At 68.4% G+C, this 17,583-nt stretch carries 17 protein-coding genes, 1 tRNA gene and 1 pseudogene; 15 read left to right on the forward strand and 4 right to left on the reverse strand.

All coding sequences use genetic code 11. The features are described 5' to 3' along the window. Nucleotides 1–23: 23 nt before the first annotated feature. Genes OED01_RS02500 through OED01_RS02520 form a run of 5 tightly spaced genes read left to right on the forward strand, consistent with a single transcriptional unit; the run spans nt 24 to nt 5,541 of the window. Nucleotides 24–1,727 carry an ABC transporter substrate-binding protein gene (locus tag OED01_RS02500; RefSeq protein ID WP_264156836.1) on the forward strand — a complete coding sequence of 568 codons (1,704 nt, stop codon included), beginning with the start codon at nt 24–26 and terminating at the stop codon, nt 1,725–1,727. A 43-nt stretch (nt 1,728–1,770) separates the two neighbouring features. Beyond that, nucleotides 1,771–2,760, forward strand: a complete 990-nt coding sequence (locus tag OED01_RS02505; RefSeq protein ID WP_264156837.1) for an ABC transporter permease — start codon at nt 1,771–1,773, stop codon at nt 2,758–2,760. A gap of 5 nt (nt 2,761–2,765) precedes the next feature. Beyond that, nucleotides 2,766–3,767: an ABC transporter permease gene (locus OED01_RS02510; RefSeq protein WP_264156838.1), complete on the forward strand. Its 1,002-nt coding sequence runs from the start codon at nt 2,766–2,768 to the stop codon at nt 3,765–3,767. Continuing rightward, a complete protein-coding gene (locus OED01_RS02515; protein ID WP_264156839.1) occupies nt 3,767–4,654 on the forward strand; it encodes an ABC transporter ATP-binding protein in 888 nt (295 codons plus the stop codon). The genes OED01_RS02510 and OED01_RS02515 overlap by 1 nt, the downstream gene beginning before the upstream one ends. Continuing rightward, nucleotides 4,651–5,541: an ABC transporter ATP-binding protein gene (locus OED01_RS02520; RefSeq protein ID WP_264156840.1), complete on the forward strand. Its 891-nt coding sequence runs from the start codon at nt 4,651–4,653 to the stop codon at nt 5,539–5,541. The genes OED01_RS02515 and OED01_RS02520 overlap by 4 nt, the downstream gene beginning before the upstream one ends. Nucleotides 5,542–5,592: 51 nt before the next feature. Here OED01_RS02520 and OED01_RS02525 read toward each other — a convergent pair whose 3' ends face one another. Continuing rightward, entirely contained in the window at nt 5,593–7,719 is a 2,127-nt protein-coding gene (locus OED01_RS02525; protein WP_264156841.1) for a glycoside hydrolase family 36 protein, read from the reverse strand. Nucleotides 7,720–7,811: 92 nt separating this feature from the next. Between OED01_RS02525 and OED01_RS02530 the strand changes: the two genes are divergently transcribed. The 3 genes from OED01_RS02530 (at nt 7,812) to OED01_RS02540 (ending at nt 11,274) form a co-directional block, all read left to right on the forward strand. Then, entirely contained in the window at nt 7,812–8,927 is a 1,116-nt protein-coding gene (locus OED01_RS02530) for an ROK family transcriptional regulator (protein ID WP_264156842.1), read from the forward strand. Between the two features lie 85 nt (nt 8,928–9,012). Continuing rightward, on the forward strand, nt 9,013–11,127 hold the full coding sequence (locus OED01_RS02535) for an alpha-galactosidase (RefSeq protein ID WP_264156843.1): 2,115 nt from the start codon (nt 9,013–9,015) through the stop codon (nt 11,125–11,127). Between the two features lie 56 nt (nt 11,128–11,183). Beyond that, nucleotides 11,184–11,274: transfer RNA gene (locus OED01_RS02540), tRNA-Ser, on the forward strand. Between the two features lie 107 nt (nt 11,275–11,381). Here the strand turns inward: OED01_RS02540 and OED01_RS02545 are convergent. Beyond that, entirely contained in the window at nt 11,382–12,287 is a 906-nt protein-coding gene (locus OED01_RS02545) for a phosphotransferase (RefSeq protein WP_264156844.1), read from the reverse strand. A gap of 70 nt (nt 12,288–12,357) precedes the next feature. On the opposite strand from OED01_RS02545, the gene OED01_RS02550 reads away from it, so the two are divergent. The 6 genes from OED01_RS02550 to OED01_RS02575 all read left to right on the forward strand — a co-directional run bounded on the left by OED01_RS02550 (nt 12,358) and on the right by OED01_RS02575 (nt 15,454). Beyond that, nucleotides 12,358–13,062: a Type 1 glutamine amidotransferase-like domain-containing protein gene (locus OED01_RS02550; protein WP_264156845.1), complete on the forward strand. Its 705-nt coding sequence runs from the start codon at nt 12,358–12,360 to the stop codon at nt 13,060–13,062. A gap of 42 nt (nt 13,063–13,104) precedes the next feature. Beyond that, nucleotides 13,105–13,572, forward strand: coding sequence for a P-loop nucleotide/nucleoside kinase family protein (locus OED01_RS02555; protein WP_264156846.1), 468 nt, complete (start codon nt 13,105–13,107; stop codon nt 13,570–13,572). Nucleotides 13,573–13,728: 156 nt separating this feature from the next. Beyond that, nucleotides 13,729–14,586 carry an SDR family NAD(P)-dependent oxidoreductase gene (locus OED01_RS02560; protein ID WP_264156847.1) on the forward strand — a complete coding sequence of 286 codons (858 nt, stop codon included), beginning with the start codon at nt 13,729–13,731 and terminating at the stop codon, nt 14,584–14,586. A 12-nt stretch (nt 14,587–14,598) separates the two neighbouring features. Continuing rightward, nucleotides 14,599–14,955 (forward strand): hypothetical protein, encoded by a 357-nt coding sequence (locus OED01_RS02565; protein WP_264156848.1) that lies wholly within the window; start codon nt 14,599–14,601, stop codon nt 14,953–14,955. A 116-nt stretch (nt 14,956–15,071) separates the two neighbouring features. Further along, nucleotides 15,072–15,200, forward strand: a complete 129-nt coding sequence (locus tag OED01_RS02570; RefSeq protein WP_264156849.1) for a hypothetical protein — start codon at nt 15,072–15,074, stop codon at nt 15,198–15,200. Beyond that, entirely contained in the window at nt 15,197–15,454 is a 258-nt protein-coding gene (locus tag OED01_RS02575; RefSeq protein ID WP_264156850.1) for a hypothetical protein, read from the forward strand. Before OED01_RS02570 ends, OED01_RS02575 begins: the two co-directional genes overlap by 4 nt. 31 nt (nt 15,455–15,485) lie before the next feature. On the opposite strand, the gene OED01_RS16370 is transcribed toward OED01_RS02575, so the two are convergent. Beyond that, nucleotides 15,486–15,797 (reverse strand): hypothetical protein, encoded by a 312-nt coding sequence (locus OED01_RS16370; RefSeq protein ID WP_318841140.1) that lies wholly within the window; start codon nt 15,795–15,797, stop codon nt 15,486–15,488. Next, nucleotides 15,790–16,404, reverse strand: a pseudogene (locus OED01_RS16375) (DNA/RNA non-specific endonuclease); the annotation flags it as partial. The pseudogene OED01_RS16375 and the gene OED01_RS16370, both read right to left, overlap by 8 nt. Here OED01_RS16375 and OED01_RS02585 point away from each other — a divergent pair. Beyond that, entirely contained in the window at nt 16,364–17,566 is a 1,203-nt protein-coding gene (locus OED01_RS02585) for a calcium:cation antiporter (protein WP_413231602.1), read from the forward strand. The pseudogene OED01_RS16375 and the gene OED01_RS02585 sit on opposite strands and share 41 nt — an antisense overlap. Nucleotides 17,567–17,583 lie beyond the last annotated feature (17 nt).

Here is a 17,583-nt window from a genome sequence, read left to right on the forward strand (position 1 = left end):
GTGGCGTGAGGAAAGGATCACCGATGCTTCTTGGCTCACAGCGCGCACGCCGCGCGACGCTCGCCCTCGGTGCCGGGGCGCTTGCGCTCGGGCTGGCACTGACCGGTTGCAGTCCGGCAGGCAGTGCGGGCGGCTCGAGCGGCGCCTCGGGCGACGCCAACACACTGGTCGGCTTCACCGGCCAGGCCGGCGACTACCAGATCAACTTCAACCCGTACTCGCCGACCAAGATCGGCGGCCTGGGCACGATCTACGAATCACTGTTCTTCGTCACGAACGTCAACACCGAGGACTTCACGCCGCTGCTGGGCACCGAGTACACGTGGAACGCGGACGGCACCCAGCTGGACATCACGCTGCGCGAGGGCGTCACCTGGTCCGACGGCGAGCCGTTCACCGCCGACGACGTCGTCTTCACGTTCCAGCTCATCAAGGACACCCCGGCGATCAACACCGGCGGGTTCAAGGGTGAAGTCACCAAGATCGACGACACGCATGTGAGCATCGCGTTCCCGGAGCCGGCGTTCGTGACCGGACCCGAGATCCTCGGCAAGACCTTCATCGTTCCCGAGCACATCTGGAAGGACATCGACCCGGTGGCAGACGTGCTGGCCGAGCCCGTCGGGACAGGCCCGTACGTGCTGGACAACTTCAAGGCGCAGGCCTTCACCCTCACGGCAAACGAGGATTACTGGGACGGCGCCCCGGCGGTCGAGAACATCCGCTACCTGTCGCTGTCCGGCAACACCGCCGGTGTGGACGCCCTCGCGGCCGGAACGATCGACTGGCAGACCGGCCCCGTGCCCGACATCGAGAACGTCTCGAAGAACTACCCCGGGTACGAGGCGATCACCATCGGCATGAACCAGATGGCGCTGCTGACCTGCTCGAACGCCGACCTCGGCTGCACCGGTCCGCAGACCGACCCGGCCGTGCGCAAGGCCATCTACTACGCGATCGACCGCCCGCAGGTGAACTCGCTCGCCTTCCAGGACACCGCGAGCGACATGTCGCCGACCTTCGCGCTTCTCCCCGCGCAGGAGGAGTACATCTCCGCCGCGATCGAAGAACCGACGGTGCCGAGCGAGCCGGACCTCGACAAGGTGGAGGAGCTGCTCACGGGCGCGGGCTATGCGAAGGGCGCCGACGGCATTTACGCCAAGGACGGCGAGCCGCTCAAGCTCACCATCGAGGTCGTCACCGGCTGGACCGACTACATCACGGCCATCGACACCATGGCGCAGCAGCTGAAGGCCGCCGGCATCGATGTCACCGCGGCGCAGTCGTCGTGGAACGAATGGACCGACAAGAAGACCAAGGGCAACTACCAGCTCGCGATCGACTCGCTCGGCCAGGGCGCGGCCAGCGACCCGTACTACCTGTACAACAACAACTTCTCCACCGCGAACACCGCGAAGGTCGGCGAGACCGCCCCCGTCAATGTGTCGCGATTCAGCGACCCCGCGGTCGATGAGGCGCTCGCGGTGCTCAAGCGCACGAGCCCGGAGGACACCGCCGCGCGTCAGGCGCAGTTCGACATCATCCAGGCGGCGATCGTCGAGGAGATGCCGTACATCCCGATCCTCACGGGCGGAACCACGAGCGAGTTCAACGCGGCGAAGTTCACCGGGTGGCCGACGTTGGACAACCTCTACGCCTTCCCGGCGATCTGGGCGTCCCCGGACAACGCCCAGATCTTCAAGGCGCTGAAGCCCACGGGCGAGTGACCGTGACCGAGGAGGAGTTCGTACAGATGGAAGGCGCGGATCGGTGAACTATTACCTGAGAAAGGTGGGCTTCTACATCGTCGCCCTCTGGGCGGCGCTGACGCTCAACTTCCTGATTCCGCGGCTGCTGCCGGGCAACCCGGTCGACATCCTGCTCGCCAAGCTCCAGCAGCGCGGCGGCCAGGTGTCTGCCGAGACCAGGCAGGCCTACGAACTCCTCCTCGGGGGCGACTCGTCGCAACCCCTCATCGCGCAGTACTGGAACTACCTCGTGAACGTCTTCAAGGGCGATCTCGGGGTGTCCGTGACGTACTTCCCGGCACCCGTGTCGGAGGTGATCGCGACTTCACTGCCCTGGACGATCATGCTCATCGGGGTCGCGACGGTGCTGTCGTTCATCATCGGCATCACACTCGGCGCGCTCGTCGGATGGAAGCCGGGCACCTGGCTGGATTCGCTGGTGCCGGCGACGACCCTGCTGGCCGCGGTGCCGTACTTCTGGCTGGCGCTGATCCTCGTCTACTTCCTTTCCACGCAACTGGGCTGGTTCCCCTCGCAGGGCGGCTACGACGTGATCCTCGACCCCGGTTGGAACTGGGAGTTCATCCAGTCCGCCATCTACTACGGGTTCCTGCCGGCGCTGACGATCGTCATCGCCTCGCTCGGCGGCTGGCTGCTCGGGATGCGCAACATGATGGTCTCGACCCTGTCCGAGGACTACATCCTCACCGCGCACGCCAAGGGGCTGGCGAACGGGACGATCCTGCGCGGCTACGCGGCACGCAACGCCGTGCTCCCCTCGATCGCGGGCTTCGCCATCTCGCTCGGCTTCGTCGTCTCGGGCTCCGTCGTGACCGAGCAGGTGTTCTCCTACCCGGGCATCGGCTCGAAGCTGCTCTCCGCGGTGACCAACAACGATTACGCGCTTATGCAGGGCCTGTTCCTGTTCATCACGCTGGCGGTGCTCGGAGCGAACTTCATCGTCGACCTCTTCTACGGCCTCATCGATCCCCGCACGCGGGCACGGAGCTGATCGCCATGACCAACATCGCACCGGAAACGGAAACCTCGGTCGCCGACGGCACCGAGCTCATCATCACCCGCCAGCAGCGCGACGGCGCACGCCGGCGATCGCGTTCGGCCCTACGGCAGATGCTTCCGACGATGACCCCGTGGCTCGCCACCGGACTCATCCTCATCGGCGCCATCGCCCTGTTCGGACTGATCGGCCCGATGTTCGTGGGCGATCCGGCGGCCATCAGCAACATCGGTCTGACCCCGCCCTCGGCCGAGCACCTGATGGGAACCACCCAGACCGGCCAGGACGTCTTCGCGCAGCTCGCATACGCCACGCGCGGCTCGCTCGAGATCGGCATCATCGTCGGCATCCTCGCAACCGTGCTCTCGGCCTTCTTCGGCATCCTGGGCGCCTACATCGGGGGCTTCGCCGACGAGGCGTTCTCGCTGCTGTCGAATGTCTTCCTCGTGATCCCCGGCCTCCCGCTCGTCATCGTCATCTCGGGTTTCGTACCAGCCGAAGCGCGCGGGCTGTGGACGATCGCCGTGGTCCTCGCGATCACGAGCTGGGCCGGATCGGCCAGAGTGCTGCGAGCGCAGACGCTGTCCATCCGCAGCCGTGACTACGTCGCAGCCAACCGCGTCGCGGGCGAACGCGCGTGGCGCGTCATCGTCGTCGAGATCCTGCCGAACCTGCTGCCCGTGCTGGCCTCGCAGTTCGTCTTCGCGGTCATCGCCGCGATCCTCGGCGAGGCCGGACTGTCGTTCCTCGGACTCGGGGCGTCCAACGCCTCGACTCTGGGCACGATGCTGTTCTACGCGCAGAACGGCTTCGCCCTGCCGCTCGGAGCCTGGTGGTGGTTCATCCCGCCAGGGCTCATCATCGCCCTGTTCGGCATGGGCCTGTCGCTGGTGAACTTCTCCATCGACGAGATCATCAACCCCAAGCTCAAGAACGTGCGCCTGCACGCGCGCACCGAGCGTCGTGAACGCCGCGCATCGCACAAGAAGGAGCGTGCCTGATGAGTGCTGTCATCGAAGAACGCCGTCCAGTGCTGTCCGTCTCGGACCTCACAGTGGTCTACGAGGTCGACACTCCCGTCACCGCGGTGCGCAACGCGTCGTTCGACCTCGCCGCCGGGGAGATCCTCGGCCTCGCCGGTGAATCCGGATGCGGCAAGACGACGCTCGCCTACGCGATCAATCGGCTGCACAAGCCGCCGGCTCGGATCACGACCGGCAGCATCGTCTTCCACGGCCGAGGCGGTGACGTCGATCTGCTCGAGCTCGGCGACGAGAAACTGCGGGCGTTCCGCTGGTCCGAGCTGTCCATGGTGTTCCAGGGCGCGATGAACGCGCTCAACCCCGTCACCAGCATCCGCGTGCAGCTGGAGGATGTCCTGCAGGCCCATCGCCCGCAGATGTCGCGCGCCGAGCGACGCGCGCGTGCGGCGGATGTGCTCTCCCGCGTCGGCGTGGATCCGGCCCGGCTGACGTCCTATCCGCACGAGCTGTCCGGCGGCATGCGGCAGCGCGTCATGATCGCGATGGCGATGATCCTCGAACCGCAGGTCATGATCATGGACGAGCCGACCACCGCGCTCGACGTGGTCGTGCAGCGCGACATCCTCCGGGAGATCGTGCGTCTGCGCGACGAGCTCGGCTTCGCCGTGATCTTCATCACCCACGACCTGCCACTGCTGCTCGAGATCAGCGACCGCATCGCGGTGATGCTCAAGGGCGAGATCGTCGAGCTGCGTTCCGCCGACGAGATGTACCGGGATCCGCATCACGAGTACACCAGGAAGCTCCTGGGCTCGTTCCCGAGTCTCAGCGGCTCGAGGGGATCGTTCATCCGCACCGGAATCGACGTCGATGCCGGTGCCGACACCGAGGAGACGCCCGCATGACCGATGTGAAGGTCACAGACCTGGTCAAGGAGTTCAGCATCCGCAAGGGGCTGCGCCATCAGCGGTTCCGTGCCGTCGACGGCGTCTCGTTCGACCTCGTCCCCGGCCGGACGGTCGCGCTGGTCGGAGAGTCAGGATCGGGCAAATCGACCATCGCCCGCATCCTCTCCAAGCTCGAACGGCCCACCTCAGGCAGCATCGAGGTCACACAGGCGGACGGGCGTGCCGTATCGGGGCGCGAGTACCGCAGCCACGTGCAGATGGTCTTCCAGGATCCCTTCGCGTCCCTCAACCCGTTCCATTCGATCGAGCACCACATCGCGCGGCCGTTGCGGATCCACAAGCGCACGCGGGGGGCGCACGAGACCTACGAGCGCGTCATCGAGATGCTGGAGCGGGTGAACCTGGACGAGTCGTTCGCGCAACGGCGACCGCATGAGCTCTCCGGAGGCCAGCGCCAGCGCGTCGCGATCGCGCGGGCCCTCGCACCGGGTGCGCAGGTGGTGCTGGCCGACGAGCCGGTGTCGATGCTCGACGTCTCGATCCGACTCGGCGTGCTGAACCTGCTCGGCCGGCTGCAGCGCGAGGACGACCTGGCGGTGCTGTACATCACGCACGACCTCGCGACCGCGCGGCACTTCTCGGACGAGATCCTCGTGCTCTACAAGGGCCGCGTCGTCGAGCGGGGACCGGCCGATGCCGTGATCCTCGACCCGCACCACGACTACACCAGGCTGCTCGCGATGGCCGCTCCCGACCCGGAGCGCATCGGCAAGATCGTGAGCGGCGAGAAGGCGCCGGACCGCTCGAAACTGGACAACTCGACGTGCTACAACCACTTCACCGGTGAGTGGGAGGGCGCGCGGACGCCGGCCGGCGTGAGCTGACGCGACGGGGAGGGCGGCTCCCGGGGAGCCGCCCTCCCCGTGCGCACTGCGTCACAGCGCCCGCACGTCGAACGTGCGGGCGCTCGGCTCCGCCGTCGGCGCTGTCGTCTCGAGGACACCGGCCTCGGCATCCCAGGTCCAGGTCCAGCCGGCGGCATCCGCCGGGAAGAACGGGGTCGCCTCGAGCTCTCGTCCTCGCGCCCACGGCAGGTGCAGGGATGCCGTGGCGTCGCCCGCACGACGCCACACGGAGACGTAGGCCTGCGCGGCTGTCGCGTCGTGCAGGCCGAGCGAGACCCAGTCCGCGTCCCAGGCGGGCAGGCCGAGGGGCCAGACGGGATGGCGGTCGCGAATGTCGGCGAGCACCGTCTTCTGCGCGGCCACCGCGGCCCGCACGGCGTCGACCTCGACGGGCGTCATCCGATTGAGGTATCCGGACAGGTACATGCGGCCGAGCACGCCGTTCACGAGGGCGAAGGTGCGCGCCTCCGCGCTCATGCCGGTCTGCGGGTAGGCCCAGTTGCCGGCCTGCTCGGGCAGGATGGCAGCCGGGGCGGCGGCGGCGATCGACGCGTACGCGACGGGGTCCTGCTGATCCGAGGTCGACTGCATGTGCAGACGCGACAGCAGGGCGTAGTCCATGCGCATCGCCCCGGAGGAGCAGTTCTCGATGAGGAGGTCCGGATGCCGGTCCTGGACGGCGTCGATCCAGTCCAGCAGCGCCCTGGCGTGCTCGAGGTGCCCGTGGCCAGGTGCGAGCCCGCCGAGGTCGCTCCCCGGGCCGGTCATCGTGTTCTCGTCCATCTTGATGAAGCCGATGCCGTAGTCGTCCACGAGGCGGTCGACCACGGCATCCAGATGCGCACGGGCGGCCGGATGGCGCAGGTCGAGGAGGTGCCGACCGTGCTCGGCGATGCGCACCCCGCGGCGCTGGAAGAACGCGTCGTCCGGCAGGGTCTCGGCCAGCGGGGAGCGCACACCGATGACCTCCGGCTCCAGCCACAGCCCCGGCGTCATGCCGCGCGAGCGGATGTGCTCGGTGACCTCGGCGATGCCGCCGGGGAAGCGCGCCGTCGACGGCTCCCAGGCGCCGACGCCGTCCCACCAATGCCCGTCGGCGTACCAGCCGGCGTCGATGCAGAAGTAGTCGGCGCCCGCCTCGGCGGCGGCGTCGACGAGCGGGAGCAGCCGCTCGGTGGTCGGGTCACCCATGAGGGTGTTCATGTAATCGTTGAACACGACCGGGAGCGCATCGTCCGCGGCGCGGGGATGCCGGATCGCGCGGCGGTGATCGGTGAGGGCGCGCAGGGCGTCCGTCGCATCGCCCAGCGCGACGGCGATCGACACGGCCACCGAGACGAAGGTCTCACCGTCTCGCAGCCGCACGCTCCACTGGTGCTCCTGGTCGGTCGGGCCGGACAGCAGCAGGTAGGCGCCGTGGCCGTTCTCGCCGAGCTCGGCCAGCCAGGGACCGTTGTGCTCGATCTGCCACGCCAGCGCGTATCCGGTATCCGCCGCGGCCACCGCGGCGACGGGGACCTTCTCGCCGCTGGACCACGAGCCGCGGTTCCCGAGCGCGATGCGGGTGCGCGGCGGCTGGTGGTGGTGCGCCTGTCGGAGGACGTCGACGAGGCCGGCGGCGCGGAGCGGCTCCACGTGCCACCGGCTCTCGGCGATCCAGTCGTTGTCGGCGTGCGCGAGGACGAGGGCGTCGACGGATTCGGCGCGCGCGTCGGCGAGGAAGGACCCGGTCGCGAAGCTCGACACGACATCGATCACGAGGTCGGTGGCGACCGTCACCTCGGTCCACGTGCGCAGGGCTGCGGTCGCCCCGTAGGCCTCGAAGACGCTGGTCACGCGGATGCCGCGGTCGGCGTCGACCTGGGTGAGGCGCAGTTCGTGACGGCCGTCGTGCTCGGTGCGCGTCTCGGATGCGAAGCGGAGGTCGCGCCCGATGACCGTGTCCACGTGGCGGTAGCTTCCCGGGAACCGGCCGTGGCCGAAGGCGGAGAGCTCCACGAGGGGCTGTTCGCCGTGACCGCCGGGAAGGACGGGTGCGGGCGACGGCGATCCCGCCGGCCGCAGGGCGAGCACCGACACCGGGCCGTCCTCGGGGGTGGCGAAGCTCACGGAGAGGCCGGGTGTATCCCAGCGGATGCTGCGGTGGTCGGCTGTCATGGAAATCGGCGCTCCTTCGCGGCGGATGTGATGAGATCCTTTCAAGAGCGGCGGGATCCGTGCAACATACTATGTTTATTGAGGTGACAAACATGGCCGAAATGTCGGCACCGATGCGCGCGGCTCTGCTGGAGGTTCTCATCCACGGCGAGCTGCCGCGCGCCGAGATCGCACGGCGGCTCCTGCTGTCCAGGGCGAGCCTGACCCGCATCACGAGACAGCTCGTCGACGGGGGATTCCTGACCGAGGGGGAGACCCGGCTGGTCGGCCAGACCGGCCGCCCGTCGGAGATGCTCTCGGTGCGCGCCGAGGCGCTGCACTTCCTCGGGATCAAGCTCACCGGTGACCGGCTCTACGCCGTCGTCACCGATCTGTCCGCGCGCATCGTCGCGGCCGCGGAACAGTCGATCGAGTCCCGGGAGCCCGTGGATGTGGTGGCTCAGATCGCCGCCGTCGCACGCGAGTTCGCCGAGGCGGGGCATGAGCTTTCCGCCGTCGGCATCGCGCTGGCAGGTCGCGCTCGTCAGGGGCAGGGCGGTGCCGTCGTGGAGCGCTCGGCGTTCCTGGACTGGACCGATGTCGCCCTGGGGCCCCTCGTGGCGGAGGCCACAGGGCTGCCGTGCTCCGTCGAGAACGACGTCCAGGCGCTGACGGCGACCGAGCACTGGTTCGGGGCGGGGGCGGGCATCGACGACATGGCGCTGATCACCGTGGGCGTCGGCATCGGGTGCGGTCTGGTCGTCAACGGCGAGGTCGTCGAAGGCGCGCACGCGCGGGCCGGTCAGATGAGCCACATGATCGTCGACGAGGCAGGGCCCTACTGCGGGCTCGGACACCGGGGGTGCGTGTCGAGTCTGCTCGTGAATGCGGCGATCAGCAAGGCCGTGCGTCGGGCCGAGGATGAGTACGAGCAGTCCGTCGAGGACGCCAGGGGCGGCGATCCGATCGCACTGGCGGCGTTCGCCGATGCCGGGCGGGCGCTCGGCGCGCTCATCGCCATGGTCGTCAATCTCGTCGACCCGAAGAAGGTCGTGCTCACCGGCGACGGCATCGCGGTGCACGAGCTGGGTGGAGATGCGATGCGCGCGGCGCTCGCCGAGCGACTCGACAAGGACGCCGCTGAAGTGGATCTCGACGTGCGGGCGTGGGACTTCTCGAAGTGGGCTCGGGCGGGTGCCGGAATCGCGATTCGAGGGATGCTCACCTAGCCGCTTTGTTTCATATATTGACAAAGTGGGCTGATTCGCGGGAATCTTGTCTGGACGGCTCGACCGTCACGACGGAGGTTTCTTCATGCCCACCATTCGCCGCTTCCACGCCGCCGGCACTGCCCTGCTCGTCGCGTTCCGCGACCACGGACTGCCCGAAGTGCTGCACTGGGGAGAGGACGTCGGCGACGCATCCGCCGAGGCGCTCAGCGCACTCGACGCCACGAACGCACGGCAGATCTCGGCCAGCGCGCTCGACGTGGCGTGGCCGCTGACGATCCTGCCGACGGAGCGGGATGGATGGGAAGGGCGTCCGGCACTGTCGGGCGCGGCCTCCGGCGCGCCGCTGCACCCGGACTGGTCGGTCACGGACGTGGATGCCGACGAGCACGGGTTCTCGATCATGGCTTCGGCGGAAGGCATGACGCTGCACAGCTCGCTGCGGTTCGACGACGCGGGTGTGCTGCGCATCGATCACCGCGTGATCAACGACGATGACGTGCCACTGACCATCGCCGCGCTCGACGCGACGCTGCCGGTCGCGGCCCGCGCGCGGGAGCTGCTCGACTTCACCGGACGGTGGACGCGGGAGCGCTCGCCGCAGCGTCGTCCGATCGCGATGGGCACGCATCTGCGCGAGTCGCGGCGCGGCCGGACGGGGCACGACGCCCCGACGCTCGCTGTGGCGGGGACGCCGGGCTTCGGTGACCGCTCCGGTGAGGTCTGGGCCGTGCATCTCGCGTGGAGCGCGGATGCCGTCTACCGCACCGATCGGCTGCCGGAAGGGCGCAGCGTGCTGGGCGCGGGCGAGCTGCTGCGACCGGACGAGATCGTGCTCGCGCGCGGTGAGGCATTCGCGGCGCCGACGGCGGTGTTCGTGTGGAGCGACGCCGGACTCGACGGGCTCTCCGCGCGACTGCATCGGTCGCTGCGGGCGCGGTCCGCGCATCCTTCGGCTCCGCGTCCGGTGGTGCTGAACACCTGGGAAGCGGTCTACTTCGATCACACGCTCGAACCGCTGACCGCGCTCGCCGACGTGGCCGCCGAGGTCGGTGTCGAACGATTCGTGCTCGATGACGGCTGGTTCCTCGGACGCCGCAGCGACACTGCGGGGCTCGGCGATTGGCACGTCGACGGGACGGTCTGGCCGGATGGACTCCACCCGATCGTCGAGCACGTGCGCGCGCTCGGGATGGGATTCGGCCTGTGGGTCGAGCCGGAGATGGTCAGCCCGGACTCGGCTCTCGCGGCTGAGCATCCGGAATGGCTGCTCCGGATGCCGGGGCGGACCACCCGGTCGTGGCGCAACCAGTACGTGCTGGACGTCGCCCAGCCCGCGGTCGCGGACTACCTGCTGGAGCGGCTGGGGGCGCTGCTGACCGAGTACCCGATCGAGTTCCTGAAGTGGGATCAGAACCGGGACGTGCTGGAAGCGGTGCACGCCGGGCGCGCGGGGATCGATGCGCAGACCCGGGCCGTGTACGCGCTGCTGGATGAGCTGCGCCGCCGGCACCCGGGTGTCGAGATCGAATCCTGCTCCTCCGGAGGAGCTCGTGTCGACCTCGGCATCCTGGAGCACGCCGATCGGATCTGGGCATCCGACACGAACGACCCCCTCGAGCGCTCGCGCATCCAGCGCTGGACCGAGCTGCTGCTGCCACCCGAGCTGATCGGCAGCCACATCGGTCCGGCGACGGCCCACACGACGCAGCGGGCGACCGAGCTCCGGTTCCGGATCGCGACGACGCTGTTCGCGCACGGGGGTATCGAGACCGACATCACCCATCTGAGCGCAGACGAACGAGCGGACGTGAAAGCGTGGATCGGCGAGTACAAGCGCCTGCGCGGTCTCATGCGCTCGGGTGAGCTCGTGCACGGCGACGGGGATGATGACGGACAGGTGCTGACGGGCGTGGTGTCGTCGGACCGCCGTCACGGACTGTTCCGGCTGACGCGCGAGGTGACGGGAGAGTGGGCGGTGCCGCCGGCACTGCGTCTGCCCGGACTCGACCCCCGGGTGGACTACTGCGTGCGGGTGGTCCCTGCGCTGTCGGCGAGGAAGTTCCTGGACGCGAAGCCGGTGCCGTGGATCGCGGAGGGGAGCTGCGAGCTTCCCGGATCGCTGCTCGGCGCGGTCGGTGTGCGGGTGCCGCTGCTGGCACCGGCATCCGCGCTCGTGCTCGAGGTCGTGGCGCTCTGACACAGTGCCGAACGCTCGATTCGCGCAGATGCCGTGTCTCACGTAAACTGATCCGCGGTGACGTGTCCGAGCGGCCGAAGGTGCAACTCTCGAAAAGTTGTGTAGGGTAACCCCCTACCGTGGGTTCAAATCCCACCGTCACCGCCACCACGAAGGCCCCGAATCCCTTGGAAACACTGGGATGCGGGGCCTTCGTCATACCCCGTTCGGGCCCAGCGCAGGATCGGCCTGCTCGCGGCGCCCGGACGGACGCGTCACGTGAGGACGCGGTCGAGAGCCGCCCGGCCCAGGGGCCCCCACGCGGCCTTGCCTCCAGGCAGTCCGCGATCGCCGTTCTGGCCCATCAGCATCAGGAAGAGGCACTTCAGTGCGGCAAGCCCGCGGGCACGCCGAATCGTCGCGTCGTCAGCCTCGGCGTAGCCGGCGAAGAAGCGGGTTGTCGTACCCGCCGGCAGCAGAAGCCAGGCAGCGGCGAGATCCACGGCCGGGTCACCGGCGGACAGGTCGCCGAAGTCCACGACGCCCGCCAGCGTCCCGTCTGCGACCACGACGTTCGCCGGATGCAGGTCACCGTGCACCCACACAGCCGGCCCTGTCCATGCGGGGGCCGCGACGGCGTCGTCCCAGACCGCTCGAACCGCGGAAGCGTCAAGGCCGATCGCGTCCGCATCGACGGAACGGAGAAAGTCGTCGAAGCCGTCCGCGAGGTCACTCGGGTGCCCACCACGAACAGCGTCCGCCGGTGCATCCGCCGGCGCGGCCACATGCAGCGCCCGGAGGAACGCCGCCAAGGCGTCAGCGGCGTGATCATCGCGAGTGATCGATGCGTGGTCCAGCGGAACGCCAGGCACCCACGTCATGACCGTCCAGATCTTCGGGAATCGTTCGGAAGGTGCACCATTGCGCACGGGGACCGGGATGGGCAAAGGCAGTCGCGGGGCGAGCAGCGGCAGCCACCGACGCTCCTTGAGCTGGTGTTCGAAATCGGTATCCATGCGCTGGATCCGCACGGCCAGCTCGTCTCCGAGACGCCACATCTGGTTGCCCCAGCCGCCCTCCACCTCACGAAGCGGTAGATCTGCCAGGTCCGCATGCTGGTCTCGCAGCAGATCGCGGATGAGGTTCGCGGTGATTTCGGTGTCGTCGTGCAGCTCGGCCATGGAGAGCAACCTATTGAGGTCGGCTGGGGACCACCTGATCCAGGTGGGCTCGACCGATAGCATCGCTGTCATGCGAGGAACGATCGTGACTCTCGGGGGAGGCGGTTTCTCGATGTCCGAGGACGGCTCCTCCGCGATAGACGACTTCCTGCTCGAGCTGTGCGGTAAGGATCTGCCCCGCGTCTGCTTCATTCCGACGGCCAGTGGCGACTCGGAGTCCTACGCGTCGAGGTTCGAGGCGGCCTTCGACGGGCGGGCAGTCACATCCGTGCTTTCGTTGTTCGGAGGCCTTCGGGACTACGGCGATCCCATGTCCGTGGGCGAACAGGACCTCATCTACGTCGGTGGAGGGTCCACGGCGAACCTGCTCGCGCTCTGGCGGCTGCACGGTCTGCACAGCTCCCTGCGCTCGGCGGCAGCGGGCGGAACCATCCTCGCGGGGATCAGCGCCGGGATGAACTGCTGGTTCGAGGAGTCCTCCACCGATTCCTTCGGACCTCTCGCGCCGTTGTCGGACGGACTCAGCTTTCTCCCCGGCAGTGCGTGTCCGCACTACCGGGGAGAGCCGGGGCGGCGCGACAAGTACCTGGGGTGGGTGGCCGAAGGCGTGCTGCAGGAGGGGTACGCGGTCGACGACCACGTTGCTCTTGTCTTCCGCGACGGCGAATTGGCCGAGGCCGTGTCGGAGCGTCCGGAGGGCCGCGCATTCCATGTCAGCCGCGACGGCGACGGCGCGCTGGAATCAGAGCTCGGGGTCAGGCGACTGATCGCCTGACAGGTACGAGCGCGTGGCGTGCAGGGCCGTAGGCTGGGCCGCGTGAGCAGGGTCATCTTCATGTGCGGCCCTGCCGGGGCCGGCAAATCCACCTTCGCGCGTCGGCTCGAGGCCGACGGCATGACGCGATTGTCCTTCGATCAGGAAGCGTGGCGTCGCGGCATCCGGACGATGCCCTTGCCGGCCGAAATGCATCGGGCTATCGAGGCCGAGCTCCGCGACAGGCTGATCGCGCTGGTGCAGGCCGGCATCGACGTCGTCCTCGACTTCTCGTTCTGGTCGCGCCTACAGCGGGATGCCTATCGCGAACTGCTCAGACCCTTCGGGCTCGAACCGGAGACGATCTATCTGGCGACGCCCCGTGGCATTGCACTCCAGCGCGTGCGCGATCGAGCGACATCCCACGGCGACGATTTCGCACTCGATCCGGATGTCGCCGCGGCATACTTCGACCATTTCGAACCGCCCACCGAGGACGAAGGCCCGCTGACGGTCATCGACCGATCATGATCGGCTCCGTCGGGCAACCGGTCGTCTGCGTACCCCCGGGTGCGCGCTCCGAGAGTATGAGCAGTAGTGCGTGACGACGGAGATCGCCGCGGTCGCTATCGTGGGGGCATCACTCCTCACAGCCGCAGCCCTCGCGCCGATGATCTCGGTGCTCCGATGAGCGTGTCCGGAACGGCCCAGTCGAAGACGATCGTCATCACCGGAGCGAGCGACGGCATCGGCGCCGCTGCTGCTCGTCGGCTTCATCGGGACGGGCATCGGATCGTCATCGTGGGCAGGTCGGCGCAGAAGACCGAGGCGGTCGCCGCCGAGCTGGGCGCGGATCACTTGGTCGCGGACTTCGCACGCCTGGCGGAGGTGCGGACGCTCGCGGCCGAACTCGCAGAGAGATATCCGCGCATCGACGTCCTCGCCAACAACGCGGGCGGCATCTTCGGCGACCGCGTCAAGACCGTCGACGGGTTCGAGAAGACCTTCCAGGTCAACCACCTCGCCCCGTTCCTGCTCACCACGCTGCTGATGGACACGCTGATCGCGAGCGGCGCCAGCGTCATCCAGACCGCCAGCGTGGGTGCGCGCCTCTTCGGCCGGGTGAACATGGACGATCTCGACCATGACCGGGACTTCTCGCCCCAGCTCGCCTACGGCAGCGCGAAGCTGGAGAACATCCTCTTCACGACCGAGCTCCATCGCAGGTATCACGTGCAGGGACTGTCCGCTGCCGCATTCCATCCCGGCCTCGTCGCGACCGGGTTCGCCGCCGATAGCGACAGCTTCATGAAGCGCTTCTACGGCAGCCGCCTCGGCAGAGCGGTGATGTCGACCCCCGAGAAGGGTGCGGACCAGCTGGTGTGGCTGGCGACGACGACACCAGGCTTCGAATGGCAATCCGGCGTCTACTACGAGAAGCGGAGGCCGGCACGCCGGAACAATCCGCAGGCGCTCGACCGCGATCTCGCGCGCGAGCTCTGGGATCGATCGGCCGAGCTGATCGGCCAGTCCCAGCAGGGTTAGGTCAGGAGAACGATGCCCAAGGTTGCCGCCGCTGTCATCGCTCTCATCGCGGCGGGATTGCTCGCGATGAGCCTGACCGCCTGCGTGCCCCGGACGCCGGAGGCTTCAGCGCGAGAGATCGAGAAATGGGCGGCGGCCAGCGAACGAGGCGATGATGACTCCGCTCAGGGCCTCGCGTGTTCCGGGGCCATGCTCGGAGGCGTGAACGGTGACGGCCCCGATGTCGAAGCCCGGACCATCGAGGTCGAGGCCGTGGGCGACGGCGAATTCAACGTCATCGTGACGGAGATCTACTCGGACTACCCGGACATCGAGTCGAATCTGAGAGTGGAGACGACCGACGATCTGTGCATCAAGTGGGTGCGGTGACGGACGGGCACTGATCCTTCGACGGTCGCGCGGCCTGGCATTCGTCCCCCTTTCGGCCTACAGACAACTCGGCATCCGTCGGGGAGGCTGGAAGGACATCCACGAACGGAGCGACAATGGTCGGCGAGAGCTTGATGATCGGATACGTCCTGCTGGGGTGCGGGGTCGTCGGAGCCGTCCTCGCCACCGTGCAGGCCGTGCGCGCGAAGCTGCGCGCCGATCACGACAACCGATCGTCCCGATGATCCGGCGCGGGACGCCGGATTCCGCAGACGAAGAGTCGAGCGGCGAGCGTGGCACGCTCGTCGTCGGCGGGATCCTCTCGATCTGTCTGTCCGCCGTCGGTTCGGTGACCTCGTGGTCCGTCGTGCACGCGGGCGGTCCTGACGGCGCGCCGTATCTGGTCGTCAACGCGGGCCTCGGTGTCCTCGGGCTCGGCCTCCTGTTCCTCGCGTGGCGCCGTCGTCGCCACGCAAGTGACCGAGCGCGGACGCGCTGAGCTCTCCTGTCTACCGAGCGGCCGTCGTCGGCTACAGAACGACGTCCTCGTACGTCTCGAGTTCCCGCCACACGCCCGCCTGCACCGTCTGCTCCGGCAGCACGTCCGCGTCCACCAGTGGGCCGAGATCCACGGCCGCCGTCCGCGCGATGTCGCCGACCGGCACCTGGAAGGTCCGGAACGAGCCCAGAGGCGGTGCCGCCAGGACGCCTTCGCGCACGTCGACGAGCTCGGACTGATCGAGCAGGAAACCGGCTGAGGACAGGCCGGTCGACGTGCTCCGCGGCCACCTTCCAGAACCGCAGCGGAATCCGGATGCCGCGATACGACGGATCCTCGGCATCCAGGACCGGCGCGGTGAACACCGACACGCGCTGATCCGTCGCCTCGGCGTACGACAGCACGTGGTCCTCGAGTCCGAGCCAGAGCTCCTTGGACTGGTTGAATCCCGACGCCTGCGGCGCGGCGTTGGGGTAGAAGAACGTCGCCTCGGTCGCGTTGTGGGCCTCGTCGACATCGCCCCAGCCGGGGTCGCGCCGGCGGACGAGGTGGCCGCGATCGAGATCATTGCGCGAGTACACCTCCGGACCGGCCTGCTGGTCGGCATCCACCCTCGGATCGAGCCGCCAGTCGCCGGAGCGGGGCACCTCGCGCAGCCGCGCGCCGTCGATGTTGACCCCGGTGACGGACGCGAGCCGCCGCTCGGGATCCAGCAGCACGGAGAACCGCGGGTAGCAGAGGTCGATCACGGTGCTGTCCGGCCGGGGCAGCGGCACCTCGGCATCCAGGAAAGCGGGGGAGTAGCCGTCTGTCATGCCACCCAGCGTAGAATCCGAGTACGACATCGCGACCGGGACGACCCGGTTCGTGGCATTCTTCCGGGGACGGCCCCGCCCGAAGGAGACAGCCATGCTCACGCGACTCGTCGGCCCCGCGGAGATCACCCGCATCGCACTCGGATGGGGCGCCTTCGTCGTCCTGCTTCTGATCCACCCGATCCTGGAGGCGCCCGCTCCCGCGATCACCCTGATCCTGGCACTGACCGGGATCGTCGCGGTCATCCTGCTCTGCGCGTTCGGCGTGGTCAAGCAGGCCGAAGCTCTCGCGCACCGCCTCGGCGATCCGTACGGATCGCTCGTGCTCACGCTCTCGATCGTCCTCATCGAAGTGGTCCTCATCGCCGCGGTCATGCTGGGGCCGGGCGAGCACACGACCATCGCGCGCGACTCGGTGATGGCCGTGTCCATGATCATCCTGAACCTCGTGATCGGCCTGTGCCTGCTGGTCGGCGGCCTCCGTCACGGCGGCCTCCGGCACAACCGCGTCGGAACCTCGGCCTACCTGACGATGCTGATCGTCCTGAGCGTGCTCGCCTTCGGCCTCCCGGCCGCGATCGGAACGAACGGTGCGTACACCGCGGGTCAGGAGATCCCGATCATCGTCCTGACGCTCGGCGTCTACGCCTTCTTCCTCGTTCAGCAGATGGGACCTCGCGCGGTCGACTTCACCGAGCCGGATGCCGCGGCATCCCGCACCGAGGCAGGTGCGTACACGCCGATCGGCGAGGTCCTGCGCGAACATCGACGCGAGATCCTCACACGACTGGTGCTGCTGGTGCTCACCGTCGTGCCCATCGTGCTGCTCTCGCATGACATGGCCGCGCTCCTCGACGACGGCCTCGGGCGCCTGGGAGCGCCGCCAGCGCTCGCCGGAGTGCTCATCGCCGCCATCGTGTTCCTGCCCGAATCCATCACTTCGGTGCGCGCGGCCCTGGGTGGAGAGGCGCAGCGCGTCAGCAATCTGTGCCACGGCGCCCTGGTGTCCACGGTGGGACTCACGATCCCAGCCGTGCTCGTGATCGGCCTGTTCACCGGGCAGGCCGTCGTCCTGGCTGAGACGCCGGCGGGACATGCTGCTGCTCGGTGCGACCCTCGTACTGTCGGTCGCGACGTTCGCGTCGAAGAGGACGACCGCGATGCACGGCGCGGCGCACCTGGTGATGTTCGCGGCGTACGCGGTCGTCTTGTTCAGCTGAGAGGCGGCCCGCCGCCGTATATGCACGAATCCGCGCATATGGCGACGCGACATTCGCGCCCCGTACTATTCGCCTAGGGGAATATCGCGATCCA

It is taken from the genome of Microbacterium sp. M28 (assembly GCF_025836995.1).
Taxonomy (GTDB): Bacteria; Actinomycetota; Actinomycetes; order Actinomycetales; family Microbacteriaceae; genus Microbacterium.